The sequence below is a fragment of the Geodermatophilaceae bacterium NBWT11 genome (assembly GCA_014218215.1).
Taxonomy (GTDB): domain Bacteria; phylum Actinomycetota; class Actinomycetes; order Mycobacteriales; family Geodermatophilaceae; genus Klenkia.
Genome location: CP043652.1, coordinates 2,194,927 through 2,210,676 on the forward strand (window position 1 = coordinate 2,194,927; position 15,750 = coordinate 2,210,676).

The following is a 15,750-nucleotide window of genomic DNA, read 5'->3' on the forward strand; positions in this document are numbered from 1 at the left end:
TCTCAGAGGGGTGGTGCTGGGACTGATGGGTGCCGGCCCGCTCGGAGGGGGTCGGGTGTCGCCGTGCTCAGCGCGCAGAGGCTGAGGGCGCCCGGGTCAGTCGGGGGAGAAGGAGGGGTCGTACGCGGTGTTGCCCGCGGCGTCGCGGGCGGTGTCGGCGGTCGCGGTGAGGCCCGCGGCGTCGGCGGCCAGCACGGCGGCGGAGAGGTCCGCGGCCGTCTGGTCGTGCTGGGCGGGGCCACCGACGGAACCGGTGGAGGCACTCATCGGAGCCGCCGGGGAGACCGGGGCAGCCGGGGAGGAGGACGGTGCGGCGGGGGTGGCAGCGACGTCGACGACCGCGGTCACCGGCGCAGTGGAGGTCCCGATCGTCGGGACGCCGACGCTGCCTGCAGCCGCCTCGGGGGCGCTCGGGACGGTCCCCGCGGACGGCGCTGCGGTCGGCTGGAGGTCGTCCAGGACGGAGCCCAGCACGGGGGCCAGCGACACCGCGACCGGCGCCAGCGGCTCGGTCACCGGGGCGACGGCGTCGACGACGGGGGTGAGCGTGCCGGTCACGGGCGTGAGGGCCTCGGTGACGGGCGACAGGGCCTCGGTGACCGGCGCCAGGCTCTCCACCAGCGGGTCCACCGCGGGAGCGACGGCCTGCGTGACCGGGGCCAGCACCGGCGCGACGGCCTGCACGACGGGTGCCGTCACCTGGACGACCGGAGCCACCACGGGTGCAGCGACCTGCGCCACCGGTGCCACGACCTGCGCCACCGGCGCGACGACCTGGGCGACGGGAGCAGCCACGGGCGCGGCGACCTGGGAGACGACCGGGGCGACCGGGGTGGTCACCGCCGTCACCACGTCGGCTACCGGGGCGGTCACGCTCGACAGCAGCGAGGGCTGCTCGGCCTGCGCCGACGCGGTCGCCTGACCGGCCAGCCACAAGCCGGCACCCAGGCCGGCCACGGTCAGCGCGCGCCCGGCGAACCGGGAGAGGCGGACCCCACGTCGGGACTCGGACATCGGGCACACCTCCACTCACGGTCATCGGACGACTACACCTAGTAGAACGAGACGATGCCGTCCGGGGCCCGGTGAAGCGCGTCGCCCGATGGGATGGAGATGCGGGAACGGACGGTGACGATCCGTGAGCCCCCCGTTCGGGTCAGGCCGGCGTCGGGTGTCGGCGGGTGAGCAGCGCCGCCAGCGCGGAGAGCACCAGCACCAGGACAGCCAGCGCAGCGGCGGCCACCGTCAGCGACGTCCGGGTGGCGATCTCCCCGACCCCGACCACCGGCACGGTGATCCCCAGGTAGGCGACGACGAAGAAGCTCGACGTCACCGCGGCCCGCTCCTCGGCCGAGGCGAGTCCGCCGACCCGGGCCACCGCCGACTGGAACGAGAACCCCACGCCGGAGCCGCCGACCACCGCGGCGAGCAGGAACAGCGGCAGCGACCCGACCCCGAGGGCGGCCACCACCAGGGCCGTCCCGGTGGGCAGCAGCACGGCCCCGACGAGCGCCGCCCGGTCCAGGTCCCACCGCTGCACGAGCAGCTGGCACGCCACGGCCGCGGCGAACATGACCGAGATGGACAACCCGACCAATTGCGGGCCGGGATCGCCGAGCTCCTGCCCGAGGAAGGACGACGTCAGCGCGGTGAACAGCCCCAGCACGGAGAACGCGGCGAAGCCGCCGACCGCCGCGGCCGCGAACCGGGCCCGGGTCGCGCGGGGCACGGCGAGCCGCTGCGGCCGGACGGCGCTGCGCAGCGACCCGGTCCGCGGCCGGGTCTCGGGCACCAGCCCGAGCGCGAGCACCGGCACCAGCAGGACCAGGAACACGAGGTAGGGGCCCACGGTCGGGCCGGGCAGGTGCTGGGCGACCAGCCCGGACACCACCGGGCCCAGGCCCAGGCCGCCCATGTTGGCCACCGTGGCCAGGGTGGTCGCCGTCCGCCGGTCGTGGTGCAGCTCGGCGATCGCCGCCGTCGCCGTCCCGGTCGTCAGACCCACCGACAACCCCGACAGCACCCGGGCCAGCAGCAGGCCGGACAGGGTGGGGGCGACCAGGAACACCACCGTGCTGAGGACGGCGACCGACACCGCCAGGGCCAGCACCGGCCGTCGTCCGACCCGGTCCGACAGCCCGCCGCCCAGCAGGAGCGCGGTCAGGGTGCCCACCGCGTAGGCGGCGAAGACGAGGGTGACCTGCAGCTCGGAGAGGTCCAGCGCCTGCACGTAGAACGGGTAGAGCGGGGCGGGCACCGTGCCCCCGAGCATGACGACGGTGAAGACCCACACGACCAGCCACACCGCACCACGTCCGCGCACGGCGCGACGGTAGGACCGGGAAGCCCTGCGCGCCCGGTGTCGTTGGCCACCCACGTGACGACGCCGACGACCACCACCGCCATCGCCGCCCTCCGACCCGGGGCCGTGGACGCACCCGACTCCTTCGCCACCGTGCAGCTGGACCTGGCCCCGCTGGGTGCGCACGACCTGCTGGTCGACGTCCGTGCTGTCTCGGTGAACCCGGTGGACGGGAAGGTGCGTGCCTCCTTCGACGCCGCCGAGGGCCCGAAGGTGCTCGGCTTCGACGCCTCCGGCGTGGTCACCGCGGTGGGCGAGGCCGTGACCCGGTTCGCGGTCGGCGACGAGGTCTACTACGCCGGCTCGATCGCCCGGCCGGGCACAAACGCCGAGCTCCACCTGGTCGACGAGCGGGTCGTCGGCCCCAAGCCCCGGTCGCTGGACCACGCCGAGGCCGCCGCGCTGCCGCTGACCACGATCACCGCCTGGGAGACCCTGTTCGACCGGCTCGGCCTCACGGCCGACAGCACCGGCACGATCCTGGTGGTCGGCGGGGCCGGCGGCGTGGGTTCCATGATCGCCCAGCTCGCCCGGGCCCGGACGCAGCTGACCGTGGTCGCCACCGGCGCTCGCCCGGAGTCCGTGGAGTGGGCGACCTCGATGGGTGCCCACCACGTCGTCGACCACCACGACCTGGTCGCCGCCGTCCGCGAGGTCGCCCCCGACGGCGTCGACCACGTCTTCAGCGCGTTCTCCGAGGGCAACGTCGAGGCCTACGCCGAGCTGCTCCGGGTGCACGGCGCGGTCGTGGCGATCGACGACCCGGTGGGCCTGGACCTGATGCCGCTGAAGTCCAAGGCGCAGACCTGGCACTGGGAGTTCATGTTCGCCCGCCCGCTGCACCTGCCCGAGGACGCCTACCAGCACGACCTGCTCGTCGAGGTCTCCCGCCTGGTGGACGCCGGCCGGCTGCGGACGACGGCCACCACCCGCCTGCAGGGGATCACCGAGGACACCCTCCGCGAGGCGCACCGGCTGATCGAGGCCGGCTCCGTCGTCGGCAAGGTCGTCCTGACCCGCGACTGAGGCCCGTCACCACGCTGGGTGGTCGTCGCCGTCCGGCGTTCACTCTTTCGTGGACGCGTGCACTCCGGAAGGCCTGACGCCCTTACGTTCCGTGACCATGAGCCAGCAGCAGCCCCCCGTCAGCACAGCCCTGCGGGTCGAGCGGATGCAGACCGTCCCGGTGGAGCTCGTCGCGGGTTTCTACGAGCTCTACCGGGAGGCGTTCGAGCCGCTGCGCACGCTGGCCGCGGCCCGGCACGTGCTCAGCCCAGCCGAGTTCGCCGAGGAGATGGCCGACGAGCGGATCGACAAGTACGTGGCCTTCGACGCCGACGGCAGCGCCCTGGGGTTGACCACGTTCACCGGCGACCTGACCGCCGTCCCGTGGATCGAGCCGGCCTACTTCGCCGCCCGGCACCCCGCGCACGCCGCCCGCGACGCCATCTACTACCTGGGGTTCACGCTGACCCACCCCAGCGCCCGCCGCAGCCTGGTCTTCCGCACCACGCTGCAGCCGATCATCGACCGGGTCGTCGCCGACCGCGGGGTGGTCGCCTTCGACATCTGCGCCCACAACGACACGGTGCAGCACATGAGCGCCACCCTCGAGCGCTGGATGACCGGCGCCTGCGACGGCACGATGCGCGCCCCCGACGTCCAGACGTACTACGAGATGGAGGTCCACGGCCCAAAGGTCGCCTGACCGGGGCCATCGGGGCGTGCCCAGTACGCGGTCCGGACGGCGACTGCGTACCACCCACGCCCTGATGGGAAGGGCCGGTGTCCACAGGGCGAGGGCTCGTCCACAGATCGCCTCCGGGCGGGGTCACCGGGTCCCGTCACCTCCATGGTCGAGCTGTGACGACGGACCTGACCGCCCTGCTCGGTGACGACGGGGTCTGCCGGTGGCAGGACCTGGCGGCCCGGACCCATCCCAGCAGCGTCACCCGATGGCTGGCCTCGGGCCGGCTGGTCCGGCCGCTGCCCGGCGTCGTCGCACTGCCCGAGGTAGCCGGGCGCTGGCGCAGCAGGGCCGGGGCCGCCGTGCTGTGGAGCGGGGGCCACCTCGCGGGCCGGAGCGCCCTGGCCGCCTGGGACGTCGTCGCGACCCCCGGACCGTTGGTGCGCGTCGCCGTCCGGCGGTCACGGAACGTGCCCACCGTCCCGGACTGGTTGCGGGTGCACCGCATCGACCTGCCCCACGGACCGACGCGGGACGACTTCCCGGTCCTCTCCCTGGCACGGTCGCTCGTCGACTGCTGGGGGCACGCGCACGCCCGGACCGGGTCACCCCGCGATGTCGAGATCGCCCGCGGTGCCCTCATCGGCGCGGTCCGCCGACGGGTGACCGCGGTCCGCGAGGTCCGCCGAGAGCTGCGCAAGCACCCGAAGCTCCCCGGTCGGGCAGCGCTGGTGCACCTGCTCGACCTGGTCGAGGCCGGCTGCCAGAGCGAGTTCGAGATCTGGGGTCTGCGCCACCTGCTCGACGTCCCGGGCCTACCTGCGGTCACCCTCCAGCACCCGCTCGTGACCCGGATCGGCGAGATCCACCACGACGGCGCCTGGCCCGAGGTGCGGTTGGCGGTCGAGCTCGACGGAGCGCAGTTCCACCGCGCACCCGACCGCCGCGAGCAGGACCTCCGCCGCGATGCGGCCTCCCTGGCGAGGGGCTGGGCGGTGCTGCGGATCAGCTACCGGCGAGCCCACGCCGAACCGGAGGTCTGCCGAGAGGAGATCGCCACCGCGTTCCACGCCCGCCGCTGATCGTGGCGTGCCCCCTACGCAGTCCAGAGCTGGACTGCGCACCCAGCACGCCACGATCGAGCGGGTCAGCGGTGGAAGGGGTCCCGCGCCAGGCCCAGCTGGCTGACGCCGAGGTAGCCGCTGCGGAAGCCGGCCTCGCAGTAGGCGAGGTAGAACTCCCACATCCGGCGGAAGGTGCCGTCGAAGGAGCCCGACAGCTGCGGCCACTCGGCGATGAACCGGTCGCGCCACAGGTGCAGGGTGTGGCCGTAGTGCGGGCCCAGGTCGCGGCGCTCGACGATCGACAGCGACGTGTGCGCGGTCAGGTTGTCCTCGATGGAGCGGACCGAGGGGATGATCCCGCCGGGGAAGACGTACTTGTGGATCCAGGTGTAGCTGCGGCGGGTGGCCATCATCCGGTCGTGCGGCATGGTGATCGACTGCAGGCCGACCCGCCCGCCGGGCACGAGCAGGGTGTCCAGCGCGGAGAAGTAGGTGGCCCAGAACTTCTCGCCGACCGCCTCGATCATCTCCACCGAGACGACGGCGTCGTACTGGCCGGTCGCGTCCCGGTAGTCCTGGAGCTTGACGTCGACCAGGTGGGCGACGCCGGCCTCCTCCGCCCGGGCCCGGGCCAGTGCCTGCTGCTCGGAGGACAGGGTCAGCGTGGTCACCCGGGCACCGCGGTCGGCGGCGGCCCGGATCGCCAGTGCGCCCCAGCCGGAGCCGATCTCCAGCACGTGCATGCCCTCGCTGACCCGGGCCATGTTGAGCACGCCGTCGATCTTGCGGAGCTGCGCGGTCGCCAGGTCGTCACCGGGCTCGAACCAGGCAGAGCTGTAGGTCATCGTCTCGTCGAGGAAGGCCTCGAAGAGCTCGTTGGAGAGGTCGTAGTGCCGGCTGATGTTGTGCCGGCTGTTCTCCTTGGTGTTCTCCTCGCCCATCGGCTGGGTGCGCTCGACCAGGTGCCGCAGCCGCTGGAACGCGGGGTGCACCAGGGAGGACATCCGCGCGGCGAAGGGGGCCAGCAGGTCGGCGAGGTCGGTGTCGGGCCCCGTCGTCCAGTCGCCGGTCATGTAGGCCTCGCCGAAGCCGATCTTGGCGTCGGCGCCGAGCCGGTGGAACACGTTGGCCGGGCGGACCATCCGCATCACCGGGGCGTGCCGGTCGCCGGCCCCGAGCACCGTGCCGTCGGGGAAGACCACCCGCACCGGCAGGGTGCGCACGGCGTTGCGGAAGAGGCCCTCGGCGATCCGGGCGCGCAGCGCGTCGTGGGGCGGGGTGGCCAGACCGGGCCAGTGCGCCTCGTCCGGGCGCGGCACGGGGAACCGTGCGTCCTCGGTCCGGCTGGCGTTGTGGTGCACCGTGGTCATGGTCTGTCCCCGTTCGGGCTGGTCAGTGGGTCGTGGGTGTTCGCAACGACACCCGCAACCGGATCGTGTGGGGGGCGGGGCACGACCGGGAGCCGTCGGGCCCACAGCCGGATCCCCTGCCACCGGATCAGCACGGCCACCCACAGGCTCATGAGCGGCCAGCGCAGGAGAGTACGGATCACGACGCCCGTCGTCGCCGGCCGGGCGCTTCCGGTCAGCGTGGCCACGAAGGGCGTGCGGCCCTCGACCTGGAGCGCCATGGTCACGTGCAGCTGCTCACCGGGACCGGAGAACCGCATGAGGTAGCGGCCGTCGACGGTGTTGAACGGGGAGACGTAGAAGTCCTTCTCCGCCTGCGCGCGACCGGCCTCGTCGGGGTCGAGCAGGTAGGCGTGCCGTTCCCCGTAGGTGTTGTGCACCTCGGCGACGATGCAGGCCAGCGACCCGTCGGCCCGGTAGCACCAGTGCGTGGACAGCGGGTTGAACACGTGCGGCCCGCTGCGCGCGTTGGCCATCATCACCACGCGGGCGACGTCGTCCACACCGTGCAGGGCGGCGAAGCGCACCACGTTGCCCTTCAGCGACGCCGCCGGGTCGCCGAGGTGGTCGGCGGCCTCGAACCGGGCCGCCCAGCGCAGCCCGCGGGGGAGCCGGGGCAGGTCGTCGAGGTCGACCAGCCACAGGTAGCCGCCGTACTCGAACCGGTTGCGCAGCGGCCACGAGCGCGTGTGCCCGACCCGGACGTCGTAGAGCGCGGGCACCGTCGTCGGGGCCCAGTCGACGAGCGCGGGCCGGACGGCGGTCACCAGCCGCTGCCGAGGGACTCCGCGGCCCGCACGCCCGACGCGCAGCCGTCCTCGTGGAAGCCCCAGCCGTGGTACGCCCCGGCGAACGCCGTGCGCCCGGTGTTCAGCGCGGGCAGCCGGCGCTGGGCGGCGACCGAGGCCGGGGTGTACTCGGGGTGGTCGTAGACCATCCGGCGCAGCACCGTGCTCGGGTCGACCTTCTCGGGGGCGTTGAGGGTGACCAGGTAGTCCAGCGGCTCGTCGATGGCGTGCAGCTTGTTCATCCAGTACGTCACCTGGACGGCATCGGTGTCGGTGCCACACCCGGGCATCCGGTAGTTCCACGACGCCTTGGCCTCGGCCGCCCGCGGCAGGATCGTCGGGTCGGTGTGCAGCAGCGTCTCGTTGCGCGAGTAGGAGAAGGCCCCGAGGACGGCGCGCTCGTCGTCGGTCGGGTCGCCGAGGAGGGCGAGGGCCTGGTCGGGGTGCGTGGCGACGACGACGACGTCGGCGGCGTGCCGCTCACCGTCGGCGTCGACGAGCTCGACGCCGTCCACGTGCCGGGTCAGCGAGGTGACGCCGCTGCCGGTGCGCACCGCGGTCAGGCCCTTGGCGGCCTTCTCCACGTAGGCGCGCGAGCCGCCGGTGACGGTGCGCCACTGGGGCGAGCCGGTCACCGAGAGCATCCCGTGGTTGGCCAGGAACCGGAACAGGTAGACGGCCGGGTACTGCAGCGAGAGCCCGGTGCCCGAGGACCAGACGCAGCTCACGACCGGGATCATGAAGTGCCGGACGAAGTAGTCGGAGTACCCGCCGAGGGCCAGGAACGCGCCCAGGGTCAGGCCGTCGAACTCGCTCGTCCCACCCGCGCCGCGCTCGTGGTCGGCGCCGGCCAGGTCGAGCAGCCGGTGGGCCTGGCGGTGGAACTTCTTCACCTCGACGAGCATCCGCAGGTAGGCCGGGTTGGCCAGCTGCTTCTTCTGCGCGAAGACGCCCTTCATGCCGCGGGCGCCGGCGTACTCGAGCCCGCAGCCCTCGCAGACGATGGACATGCTCATCTCGGTGGGCTGGGTGGCCACGCCGAGCTCGGCGAAGAGCTTGAGCAGGTTCGGGTAGGTGCGCTCGTTGTGCACGATGAAGCCGGTGTCGATGGGCACGACCCGGTCGTCGGGGGTCGCGACGTCGTGGGTGTGGGCGTGCCCGCCGAGCCGGTCGTCGGTCTCGAACAGCGTCACGTCGTGGGTGCGCTGCAGCAGGTGCGCCGCGGTCAACCCGGAGACACCGGAGCCGACGACGGCCGCGGTGGGCCGGTCCATCGCCGCGGCGGTCACTTGCCCGCGCCCTTCAGGGAGACCGCGCAGAGCGCGGCGTAGCCGAGGGCCACGGCCAGCGACTTGGCCTTCTTGTCCCCGGTCGGGGCGTTGAGCCCGAAGGAGACGGCGTCGGTGAGGTCGGAGACGATCCGCATCACCGTGGCGGCCTGCAGCTGCGGGCCCGCGGGGGCGACGGTCATCGCCAGCCCGATCGCGACGTCCCGCGCGCCGAGGGAGTGGTGCAGCGTGCGCAGCGCGACCGAGGGCTTCCCGAGTCCTGCGGCGTTCCCGTACAGGTCGGTCTTGACGAACTCCAGGACGCCGAAACCGGCGGTGGCGACACCGAGCACACGGGACAGGACGGGCATCTTCTACTCCTCGGCAGGCGGAGGTGCGGATCGCACCGGGCCTCACCCCGAGGAGCTGGTCGTCACAGCGGGACGGCCAGGCCCTCCGGGCTCGGTTGCTGGAGGGCGTTCGTGACGTCGTCCCGCATCGGTTCGAGGCCGGTGCCGGCCAGCACGATGTCACGGGCGAAGGCGTGCCAGCGGTGGGCCCGCCGCAGCATGGTGTGCCCGCCCGGGGTGGTGAAGCGGGCGACGCGGGCTCCGGCGCGCCGGGCACGAACGGCGAAGTCCGCGCTGAGCCGGGCCGGCACCCACCGGTCGGCCGACCCGTGCAGGATCGCCACCGTCTGCCCACGCAGCTGCATGACCGGCTCACCCGGCGGGGTCCAGGGGGCCAGCGCGCAGACGGCGGTGACCTGCGGGTCCCCACCGGCCTTGAGCGCCGCGCGACCGCCCATCGAGTGCCCGACGAGCACGATCGGCACGTCCTTGCCGACGTCGTCCCGCAGGGCGTCGATCGACCACTGCACGTCCTGGTAGGCGTCGGCGGCCTCGCCGTTCCACCCCGCGACCCGGTAGCGCACCAGCGCCGTCTGGATGCCCCGGTCGCCCAGGTCGTTGCGGACGAACTGCTCGAAGGCCCGGATCCGGACCAGCGACAGCGCCTTCTCCTTCGGCGGGGCGATGCTCGACGCCGTCCCGCCGTGACAGAACAGGGCGATGCCGCGGGTCTCGCCGTCGACGGGGTGGCGCTCGAGCTGGGGGTCGGTCACGTGCGTCCTTCGGATCGGGGGTGCCGAGCGGATGGAGCGGTCAGCGGCGGCGACCGCGCAGCTTGGCCGCGCCGTTCTCGGCCAGGTCGCCGGCCTTGATCAGGTTCTTGCTGATCGCCGACGGGCCGTTCTTCGACTCGAGCTTCCGACCGAGGGAGCGCAGCACCCGGGTGCCCAGCGGCACGAGGACGGTGAGCAGGAGGTACATGCGGATGCGCCGGGAGATGAAGAGCCACATGGGGTCCTCACTTCCCGGCGCACCCGGTGCTCAACCGGCGTCGGGTGAGAGACGCACGACCATCTTCCCGGTGTTGCCGCCGCGCAGGAGGTCCAGGAAGGCCGGGACGGCGTCGTCCAGCCCGTCGCGGAGGGTCTCCCGGGCCTGCAGCTCGCCCGAGCGCAGCCAGCCGGTGACGGTCTCGACGAACTGCGGACGCAGGTCGGTGTGGTCCCCGACGATGAACCCGCGCAGGCTCAGCCGCTTGCCCACCACCAGGAACATGTTGTCCGGCCCGGGGGCGGGCGTGGTGGCGTTGTAGCCGGAGATCGCCCCGCACAGCGCGGCCCGGCCGTGCTCGCGGAAGGAGGCCAGTGCGGCCTCCAGGTGGTCCCCGCCCACGTTGTCGAAGAAGACGTCGATGCCCTGCGGAGCGGCCTGTGCGAGCAGGTCGCGCACCGGGCCGTCGTGGTAGTCGAAGCCGCCGGTGAAGCCGAGCTCCTCGGTGATCCAGCGGACCTTCTCCGGCGTCCCGGCGCTGCCGACGACGCTGTTCGCACCGCTCAGCCGCGCGAACTGGCCGACCAGGCTGCCCACGGCGCCGGCGGCCCCGGAGACGAAGACGTCGTCCCCGGCGCGGAAGTCGGCCAGCCGGAACAGCCCGGCCCAGGCGGTGAGCCCGGGCATGCCGAGCACCCCGAGGTGCCAGGTCAGCGGCACGCCGTCCAGCTCGGGCAGCACGCTGACCAGCGTGTCGTCGAGCACCGCGGTGTCGCGCCAGCCGGCGTTGTGCAGCACCAGTGCGCCCTCGGGCACCCGCTGCGAGCGGGACTGCACGACCCGCCCGACGGTGCCGCCCTGCATGGTCTCGCCGACCTCCCAGGCCGGGGCGTAGCTGGGGCCGGCGTTCATCCGGCCGCGCATGTAGGGGTCCACGCTCATCGCGGCGTTGGCCACCACGACCTGGCCCTCGGTCGGGTCGGGGCGCTGCAGCTCGACGGTGCGGAAGTCGTCGGGGGTGGGCTCGCCGTGCGGACGGGCGGCCAGCTGGACCTCGCGGGTGGTGATCGGCATGTCCGGTGCAGGGCCGCCGGGGCCCCGGATGTTCCCGCTGCCGCGGGTTGCGGGGCCGTCCTACATTCGGGGCATGTCGTTCTTCTCCCGCGCCAAGACGCAGGCGGTCACCGCGGAGGACGCCCTGCCGGGCCGGTCCCAGGTGCTGCCGCACATCCCCGAGCTCCACGCCGTCAACGGCAACCGGATCCAGCCCCCCTTCCCCGACGGGATGCAGACCGCCGTCTTCGGCGCCGGCTGCTTCTGGGGCGTGGAGAAGGTCTTCTGGCAGCACCCGGGCGTGTACTCGACCGCCGCGGGCTACGCCGGTGGCCACACCCCCAACCCCACGTACGAGGAGGTCTGCTCGGCGCGCACCGGGCACACCGAGGTCGTGCTGGTGGTCTTCGACCCCGCCGTCGTCTCCTACGACGTGCTGCTCAAGGAGTTCTGGGAGGAGCACGACCCCACCCAGGGCATGCGCCAGGGCAACGACATCGGCACCCAGTACCGGTCGGCGGTCTACTACACGACCCCCGAGCAGCAGGCTGCCGCCGAGGCCTCCAAGGACCAGTACCAGGCCCGGTTGACCGCCGCCGGCTACGGCGAGATCACCACCGAGATCCTGCCGCTGGGCGAGTTCTTCTACGCCGAGGACTACCACCAGCAGTACCTCTACAAGGTGCCCAACGGCTACTGCCCGGTCAACGGCACCGGCGTCTCCTGCCCGGTGGGCCTCACCGGCGTCTGAGCCCCCGGAGCAGCGTGGATCAGGTGACCTGATCCAAGCCTGGCCGCCCCCACCAACGCTGGTGAGGGCGGCCAGTCGTTCGTGAGGGCGGACGGCGGTCGTGGGGACGACGACCGGCGTGGGGGACAGTGGACGACGTGTCCGACCCCTTCTTCGACCAGCTCCGCCGCGAACCCGACGTCGAGGCCCCGGACCTGGTGGCCGTCGACGCCACCGACCGGCTCCTCCTCGACGAGGCCGCTGAGCTGATCGCCGCCCACCCGGACGCCCTCGTCACGATCGACGACGCGCACGGCGCGCTGACCCTCGGCGCGATCGCGCTGCACGGGGCCACCGGTGTCCGGGCCCACCAGGACCTGCGGGTCGCCGAGCGGGCGCTGGACGCCAACGCCGAGCGCACCGGGACCACGGGCTTCACCCACCACGCGCTCGACGCCGACCTCCTCCGCGGCGCGACGGTCGTGCTGGTGCAGGCGCCCAAGGGCCTGGACGCCCTCCGGGAGATCGCCGAGACCGTCGCGCGGCACGCCGACCCCGAGGTGACGCTGCTGGTCGGCGGCCGGGTCAAGCACATGACGAAGGCGATGAACGACGTCCTCGGGGACTCGTTCGGGCACGTGCACGCCACCCTCGCCCGGCAGAAGTCCCGGGTGCTCGTGGCCCGGGAGCCCCGGCCCGGGGACAGCAGCTTCCCCCGCCGCCAGGAGCACGCCGACCTGGGGATCGCCGTCCTCGCGCACGGTGCGGCGTTCGCCGGCACCAAGGTCGACATCGGCACCCGCTCGCTGCTGAGGGCGTTGCCCGGGACAGGCTCGGGGACGGCGGTGGACCTCGGCTGCGGCACCGGCGTGCTCGGCGTCGTCCTGGCCCGCGCCGGGTACGACGTGCTGGCGTCGGACGCCTCGGCGGCCGCGGTCGCGTCCGCCCAGGCCACCGTCGAGGCCAACGGGGTCGCCGACCGGGTCACCGTCGTCCGGGACGACGCGCTGGACGGCGTCGAGGACGCCAGCGTCGACCTCGTCGTCCTGAACCCGCCGTTCCACCTGGGCGTCGCGGTGCACACCGGCGCGGCGGAGCGCCTGTTCGACGCCGCGGCCCGGGTGCTGCGCCCCGGCGGCGAGCTGTGGTGCGTCTACAACTCGCACCTGCCGCACCGGCAGACGCTGCAGCAGACGGTCGGACCGACCCGTCAGCTCTCCCGCGACCCGAAGTTCACGGTGACCGCGTCGACCAAGCGCGGCGGCATCCACCGCGTCGCGTGATCAGTGGGCGAGGCCGCCGCGGCGGTTGACGACCGGGGGCTGCACCGACCAGGGGAAGTCGATCCAGGCGTCGGTGCGCTTCCAGACGTAGTCGCACGTCACCACCGAGCGGGGCTTCTCGTAGACCACCGCGGACCGCACCTCGGCGACGTAGCCGGCGCAGAAGTCGCGGACCAGCTCGAGGGTCTTGCCGGTGTCGGCGACGTCGTCGGCGATGAGCACGTTGGCCCCGGTGAGGTCGACCCGGTCCAGGGTCGGCGGCAGCACCACCGGCAGGTCCAGCCGCTCGTCCACGCCGGTGTAGAACTCCACGTTCATCACGAAGATGTTCTTCACGTCCAGGGCGTAGCCCAGCGCCCCGCCCAGGAACAGCCCACCGCGGGCGATCGCCAGGATGAGGTCGGGCTCGTAGCCGTCGTCGGCGACCTGCTGGGCGAGCTCGCGCCCCGCCGTCCCGAACGTCTCGTAGGTCAGGGTCTCCCGCTCGGGCGCTGTCACGTCGGTGATCTCAGCAGAAGCCCGGGGTGCCCTGCCAGGCGACCTCGGCAGGGGCGACGTCGTCGCGCAGCACCTGGCCCTCGATGAGGCCGTAGGGCCGGTCGTCGGCGTGGTAGACGACGTCGGGGTTGTCCAGGCCGAAGGCCGAGAGGTCCTGCAGGAAGTGGTGCTTGTTGGGCATCGACATCCGCACCTCGGCGACCTCGGGCACGGTCTCCAGGACGGCGGACCCCATAGCGAACAGGGTCTGCTGCAGGGCGAGGGAGTGCGTGCCGGCGAAGGCCTCCAGCAGCGTCGTCCGCACGGTGTCGTAGACGCCGTTCCAGTCCAGGTCGGTGCCCACGTAGCGCCAGCGGGCGGTCACCGCGGTGGCCAGGATCCGCTCCCGGGTCTCGGCCAGGGTCGTGTACGCATCGCGCGGGAAACCCCAGAACTCCGATCCGGTGGACTTCAGGACGACGAGGTCGGTGAGCCCGGCCACGACGTGCCGCTCGTCGCCGTCGGCGGTGACGACGGCGGTGCGCACCTCGCCACCGGCCTTGCGGAACGCGTGGTCGTGCGGGGTCCCGCCGACGGCGATCCGGTCCCAGCCGTAGGACTCCACGGCTACCCGGGCGCCGGTGACCCAGTCGTAGGACCCGGCGAAGTGGCCGGCCAGCCGCAGCCCGAACTCCTCGGGGGAGGCGATGCCGTCCCGGGCGAACGCGAAGACGGTGTTCTTCTGCGCGTCGGTGGTGAGCACGTGGGCGTTGTCGCCGGTCAGGTGCGCGTCGGCGAAGTCACCGCGCAGGGCCGAGCTGACGTTGAGGTCCATCAGGGTGTGCCGGGGGGTGGAGCGGTCGACCGCGACCACCCGCACCTCGGCCTTCCCGTACTGGTTGGGTCCGAGCACGATCGCCATGCGCGCAGCCTCTCCGATCGGTGTTGCCGTGGTGTTGCACGTGGAACGTCAGTGCAGCGGGACGTCCCGGCCTCGCTCGGCCTCGGGCCGGGGCCCGGTGATCCGCCGGTCGGCCTCGGTGATCGGCACGTCGTTGATGCTCGCCTCGCGCCGGCGCATCAGGCCCTGCTCGTCGAACTCCCACAGCTCGTTGCCGTAGCTGCGCCACCACTGCCCGTCGGCTTCGTGCCACTCGTACTGGAACCGGACGGCGATCCGGTCCTCGGTGAACGACCACAGGCTCTTGCGCAGCGCGTAGTCGAGCTCGCGCGCCCACTTCTCGGTGAGGAACGCGACCACCTCGGCCCGACCGGTCAGGAACCGGTCGCGGTTCCGCCAGACGGTGTCCTCGGTGTAGGCCAGGCTCACCCGCTGCGGGTCGCGGCTGTTCCAGGCGTCCTCGGCGGCCTGCACCTTGGCGGCGGCGCTGTCGGCGTCGAAGGGCGGGAAGGGCGGGCGGGGTGTGCTCACGGGTGGGTCCTCAGCTTCCGCGGTAGGTGCTGAACGCGAACGGCGACAGCAGCAGGGGCACGTGGTGGTGCGCGGCCGGGTCGAGGACGGCGAACTCCAGGGTCACCGACGGGTAGAACGTCTCCCGGCCCTGCTCGGCGAACCAGGCGCCGGTCCCGAACACCACCCGGTGGGTGCCCGCGCCGGTGTCCCGGTCGGCCAGCCGGAACCGGCCGTCGGCGTCCGTCACGCCCTCGGCGAGCAGCTGGTCGCCCTCGAACAGCTGCACCACCATCCCGGCGGCGGGCCGCCCGAGGACGGCGTCCAGCACGTGCGTGGAGACGCTCACGAGACCAGCCCCCGCACGCGCAGCTCGGTGATCTGGGCCAGCTGCTCGAGCACCTCGGGTCGCTCCTGCTCCGCGGTGTGGGCCAGTCGACGCCGGAGCTCGGCGAGCATCTCGGCCGGCGTCCGGCCGGCGGCCCGGATCAGGAAGACGTGGTCGAAGCGGGCCTCGTAGTCCCGGTTGCCCTGCAGCAGGGCGGCGCGGACGTCGTCCTCGGCCGTGGACATCGCAGCCTGCTCCCGCCGCGAGGACGCTGCCTCCGCCGAGTCGCCGGACACCCGGTCGCCGATCCGCGGGTGCGCGGCCAGCGCCTGGGCCACCTCGTCCCACGGGAGCGCCCGGGACACCTCGCCGGCCCGCGCCACCAGGGCGTCCACCGACGGGTACGGCCGGCCGGCGGCCACGGTCGGGGCGAAGGAGGCCGCGGCGTTGCACGCGCGCAGCGCCCCGGTCACCTCGGCGGGGCTCGCTGCGGAGAAGCTGGACAGGTCCACGGCTGCGAGGATGCCAGGACCAGAACCCCGATCGAAGG

At 73.2% G+C, this 15,750-nt stretch carries 19 protein-coding genes; 5 read left to right on the forward strand and 14 right to left on the reverse strand.

The annotated features are described in order from the left end of the window. Nucleotides 1-96 precede the first annotated feature (96 nt). Both F1C76_10570 and F1C76_10575 read right to left on the reverse strand, forming a co-directional pair. On the reverse strand, nt 97-1,014 hold the full coding sequence (locus F1C76_10570) for a hypothetical protein (GenBank protein ID QNG36975.1): 918 nt from the start codon (nt 1,012-1,014) through the stop codon (nt 97-99). Between the two features lie 142 nt (nt 1,015-1,156). Continuing rightward, nucleotides 1,157-2,323 (reverse strand): MFS transporter, encoded by a 1,167-nt coding sequence (locus tag F1C76_10575; GenBank protein QNG36976.1) that lies wholly within the window; start codon nt 2,321-2,323, stop codon nt 1,157-1,159. An 81-nt stretch (nt 2,324-2,404) separates the two neighbouring features. Here F1C76_10575 and F1C76_10580 point away from each other — a divergent pair, with 81 nt between their 5' ends. The 3 genes from F1C76_10580 (at nt 2,405) to F1C76_10590 (ending at nt 5,131) form a co-directional block, all read left to right on the forward strand. Further along, nucleotides 2,405-3,388 (forward strand): zinc-binding alcohol dehydrogenase family protein, encoded by a 984-nt coding sequence (locus F1C76_10580; protein ID QNG39162.1) that lies wholly within the window; start codon nt 2,405-2,407, stop codon nt 3,386-3,388. Nucleotides 3,389-3,485: 97 nt separating this feature from the next. Beyond that, nucleotides 3,486-4,070, forward strand: coding sequence for a hypothetical protein (locus tag F1C76_10585; GenBank protein ID QNG36977.1), 585 nt, complete (start codon nt 3,486-3,488; stop codon nt 4,068-4,070). A 77-nt stretch (nt 4,071-4,147) separates the two neighbouring features. Further along, nucleotides 4,148-5,131 carry a DUF559 domain-containing protein gene (locus tag F1C76_10590; GenBank protein QNG36978.1) on the forward strand — a complete coding sequence of 328 codons (984 nt, stop codon included), beginning with the start codon at nt 4,148-4,150 and terminating at the stop codon, nt 5,129-5,131. Nucleotides 5,132-5,196: 65 nt separating this feature from the next. Here the strand turns inward: F1C76_10590 and F1C76_10595 are convergent, their stop codons facing one another. The 7 genes from F1C76_10595 to F1C76_10625 all read right to left on the reverse strand — a co-directional run bounded on the left by F1C76_10595 (nt 5,197) and on the right by F1C76_10625 (nt 10,986). Then, on the reverse strand, nt 5,197-6,483 hold the full coding sequence (locus F1C76_10595; GenBank protein QNG36979.1) for a class I SAM-dependent methyltransferase: 1,287 nt from the start codon (nt 6,481-6,483) through the stop codon (nt 5,197-5,199). Next, nucleotides 6,480-7,289, reverse strand: a complete 810-nt coding sequence (locus F1C76_10600) for a DUF1365 domain-containing protein (protein QNG36980.1) — start codon at nt 7,287-7,289, stop codon at nt 6,480-6,482. Before F1C76_10600 ends, F1C76_10595 begins: the two co-directional genes overlap by 4 nt. Beyond that, entirely contained in the window at nt 7,286-8,584 is a 1,299-nt protein-coding gene (locus tag F1C76_10605) for an NAD(P)-binding protein (GenBank protein QNG39163.1), read from the reverse strand. The genes F1C76_10600 and F1C76_10605 overlap by 4 nt, the downstream gene beginning before the upstream one ends. Nucleotides 8,585-8,595: 11 nt before the next feature. Further along, complete coding sequence (locus F1C76_10610) at nt 8,596-8,949, reverse strand: hypothetical protein (protein ID QNG36981.1); 354 nt, start codon at nt 8,947-8,949, stop codon at nt 8,596-8,598. Between the two features lie 62 nt (nt 8,950-9,011). After that, nucleotides 9,012-9,701 carry an alpha/beta hydrolase gene (locus tag F1C76_10615; GenBank protein ID QNG36982.1) on the reverse strand — a complete coding sequence of 230 codons (690 nt, stop codon included), beginning with the start codon at nt 9,699-9,701 and terminating at the stop codon, nt 9,012-9,014. 40 nt (nt 9,702-9,741) lie between these two features. Further along, nucleotides 9,742-9,939: a hypothetical protein gene (locus tag F1C76_10620; GenBank protein ID QNG36983.1), complete on the reverse strand. Its 198-nt coding sequence runs from the start codon at nt 9,937-9,939 to the stop codon at nt 9,742-9,744. 30 nt (nt 9,940-9,969) lie between these two features. Next, complete coding sequence (locus F1C76_10625; GenBank protein ID QNG39164.1) at nt 9,970-10,986, reverse strand: NADP-dependent oxidoreductase; 1,017 nt, start codon at nt 10,984-10,986, stop codon at nt 9,970-9,972. Nucleotides 10,987-11,065: 79 nt separating this feature from the next. Between F1C76_10625 and msrA the strand changes: the two genes are divergently transcribed. Further along, nucleotides 11,066-11,722 carry a peptide-methionine (S)-S-oxide reductase MsrA gene (gene msrA / locus F1C76_10630; protein QNG36984.1) on the forward strand — a complete coding sequence of 219 codons (657 nt, stop codon included), beginning with the start codon at nt 11,066-11,068 and terminating at the stop codon, nt 11,720-11,722. Nucleotides 11,723-11,859: 137 nt separating this feature from the next. After that, entirely contained in the window at nt 11,860-12,984 is a 1,125-nt protein-coding gene (locus tag F1C76_10635; protein ID QNG36985.1) for a methyltransferase, read from the forward strand. Here the strand turns inward: F1C76_10635 and F1C76_10640 are convergent, their stop codons facing one another. From F1C76_10640 to uraD, 5 genes are read right to left on the reverse strand one after another with little or no spacing between them, the layout of a single operon-like run. After that, entirely contained in the window at nt 12,985-13,482 is a 498-nt protein-coding gene (locus F1C76_10640; protein ID QNG36986.1) for a phosphoribosyltransferase, read from the reverse strand. Nucleotides 13,483-13,492: 10 nt separating this feature from the next. Then, the gene (gene pucL / locus F1C76_10645) at nt 13,493-14,383 is read right to left on the reverse strand and encodes a urate oxidase (GenBank protein QNG36987.1); all 891 of its coding nucleotides are present in this window, start codon (nt 14,381-14,383) and stop codon (nt 13,493-13,495) included. A gap of 48 nt (nt 14,384-14,431) precedes the next feature. Then, entirely contained in the window at nt 14,432-14,893 is a 462-nt protein-coding gene (locus tag F1C76_10650; protein QNG36988.1) for a nuclear transport factor 2 family protein, read from the reverse strand. Between the two features lie 10 nt (nt 14,894-14,903). Beyond that, complete coding sequence (uraH, locus tag F1C76_10655) at nt 14,904-15,221, reverse strand: hydroxyisourate hydrolase (GenBank protein ID QNG36989.1); 318 nt, start codon at nt 15,219-15,221, stop codon at nt 14,904-14,906. Beyond that, on the reverse strand, nt 15,218-15,712 hold the full coding sequence (gene uraD, locus F1C76_10660) for a 2-oxo-4-hydroxy-4-carboxy-5-ureidoimidazoline decarboxylase (protein ID QNG36990.1): 495 nt from the start codon (nt 15,710-15,712) through the stop codon (nt 15,218-15,220). Before uraD ends, uraH begins: the two co-directional genes overlap by 4 nt. Between the last annotated feature and the right edge of the window lie 38 nt (nt 15,713-15,750).

Excerpts from the sequence above, each read along its gene's own strand:
- F1C76_10570 (QNG36975.1), bottom strand. The coding sequence starts at position 1,014 with ATGTCCGAGTCCCGACGTGGGGTCCGCCTCTCCCGGTTCGCCGGGCGC.
- F1C76_10585 (QNG36977.1), top strand. The coding sequence starts at position 3,486 with ATGAGCCAGCAGCAGCCCCCCGTCAGCACAGCCCTGCGGGTCGAGCGG.
- F1C76_10595 (QNG36979.1), bottom strand. The coding sequence starts at position 6,483 with ATGACCACGGTGCACCACAACGCCAGCCGGACCGAGGACGCACGGTTC.
- F1C76_10605 (QNG39163.1), bottom strand. The coding sequence starts at position 8,584 with ATGGACCGGCCCACCGCGGCCGTCGTCGGCTCCGGTGTCTCCGGGTTG.
- F1C76_10610 (QNG36981.1), bottom strand. The coding sequence starts at position 8,949 with ATGCCCGTCCTGTCCCGTGTGCTCGGTGTCGCCACCGCCGGTTTCGGC.
- F1C76_10620 (QNG36983.1), bottom strand. The coding sequence starts at position 9,939 with ATGTGGCTCTTCATCTCCCGGCGCATCCGCATGTACCTCCTGCTCACC.
- msrA (QNG36984.1), top strand. The coding sequence starts at position 11,066 with ATGTCGTTCTTCTCCCGCGCCAAGACGCAGGCGGTCACCGCGGAGGAC.
- pucL (QNG36987.1), bottom strand. The coding sequence starts at position 14,383 with ATGGCGATCGTGCTCGGACCCAACCAGTACGGGAAGGCCGAGGTGCGG.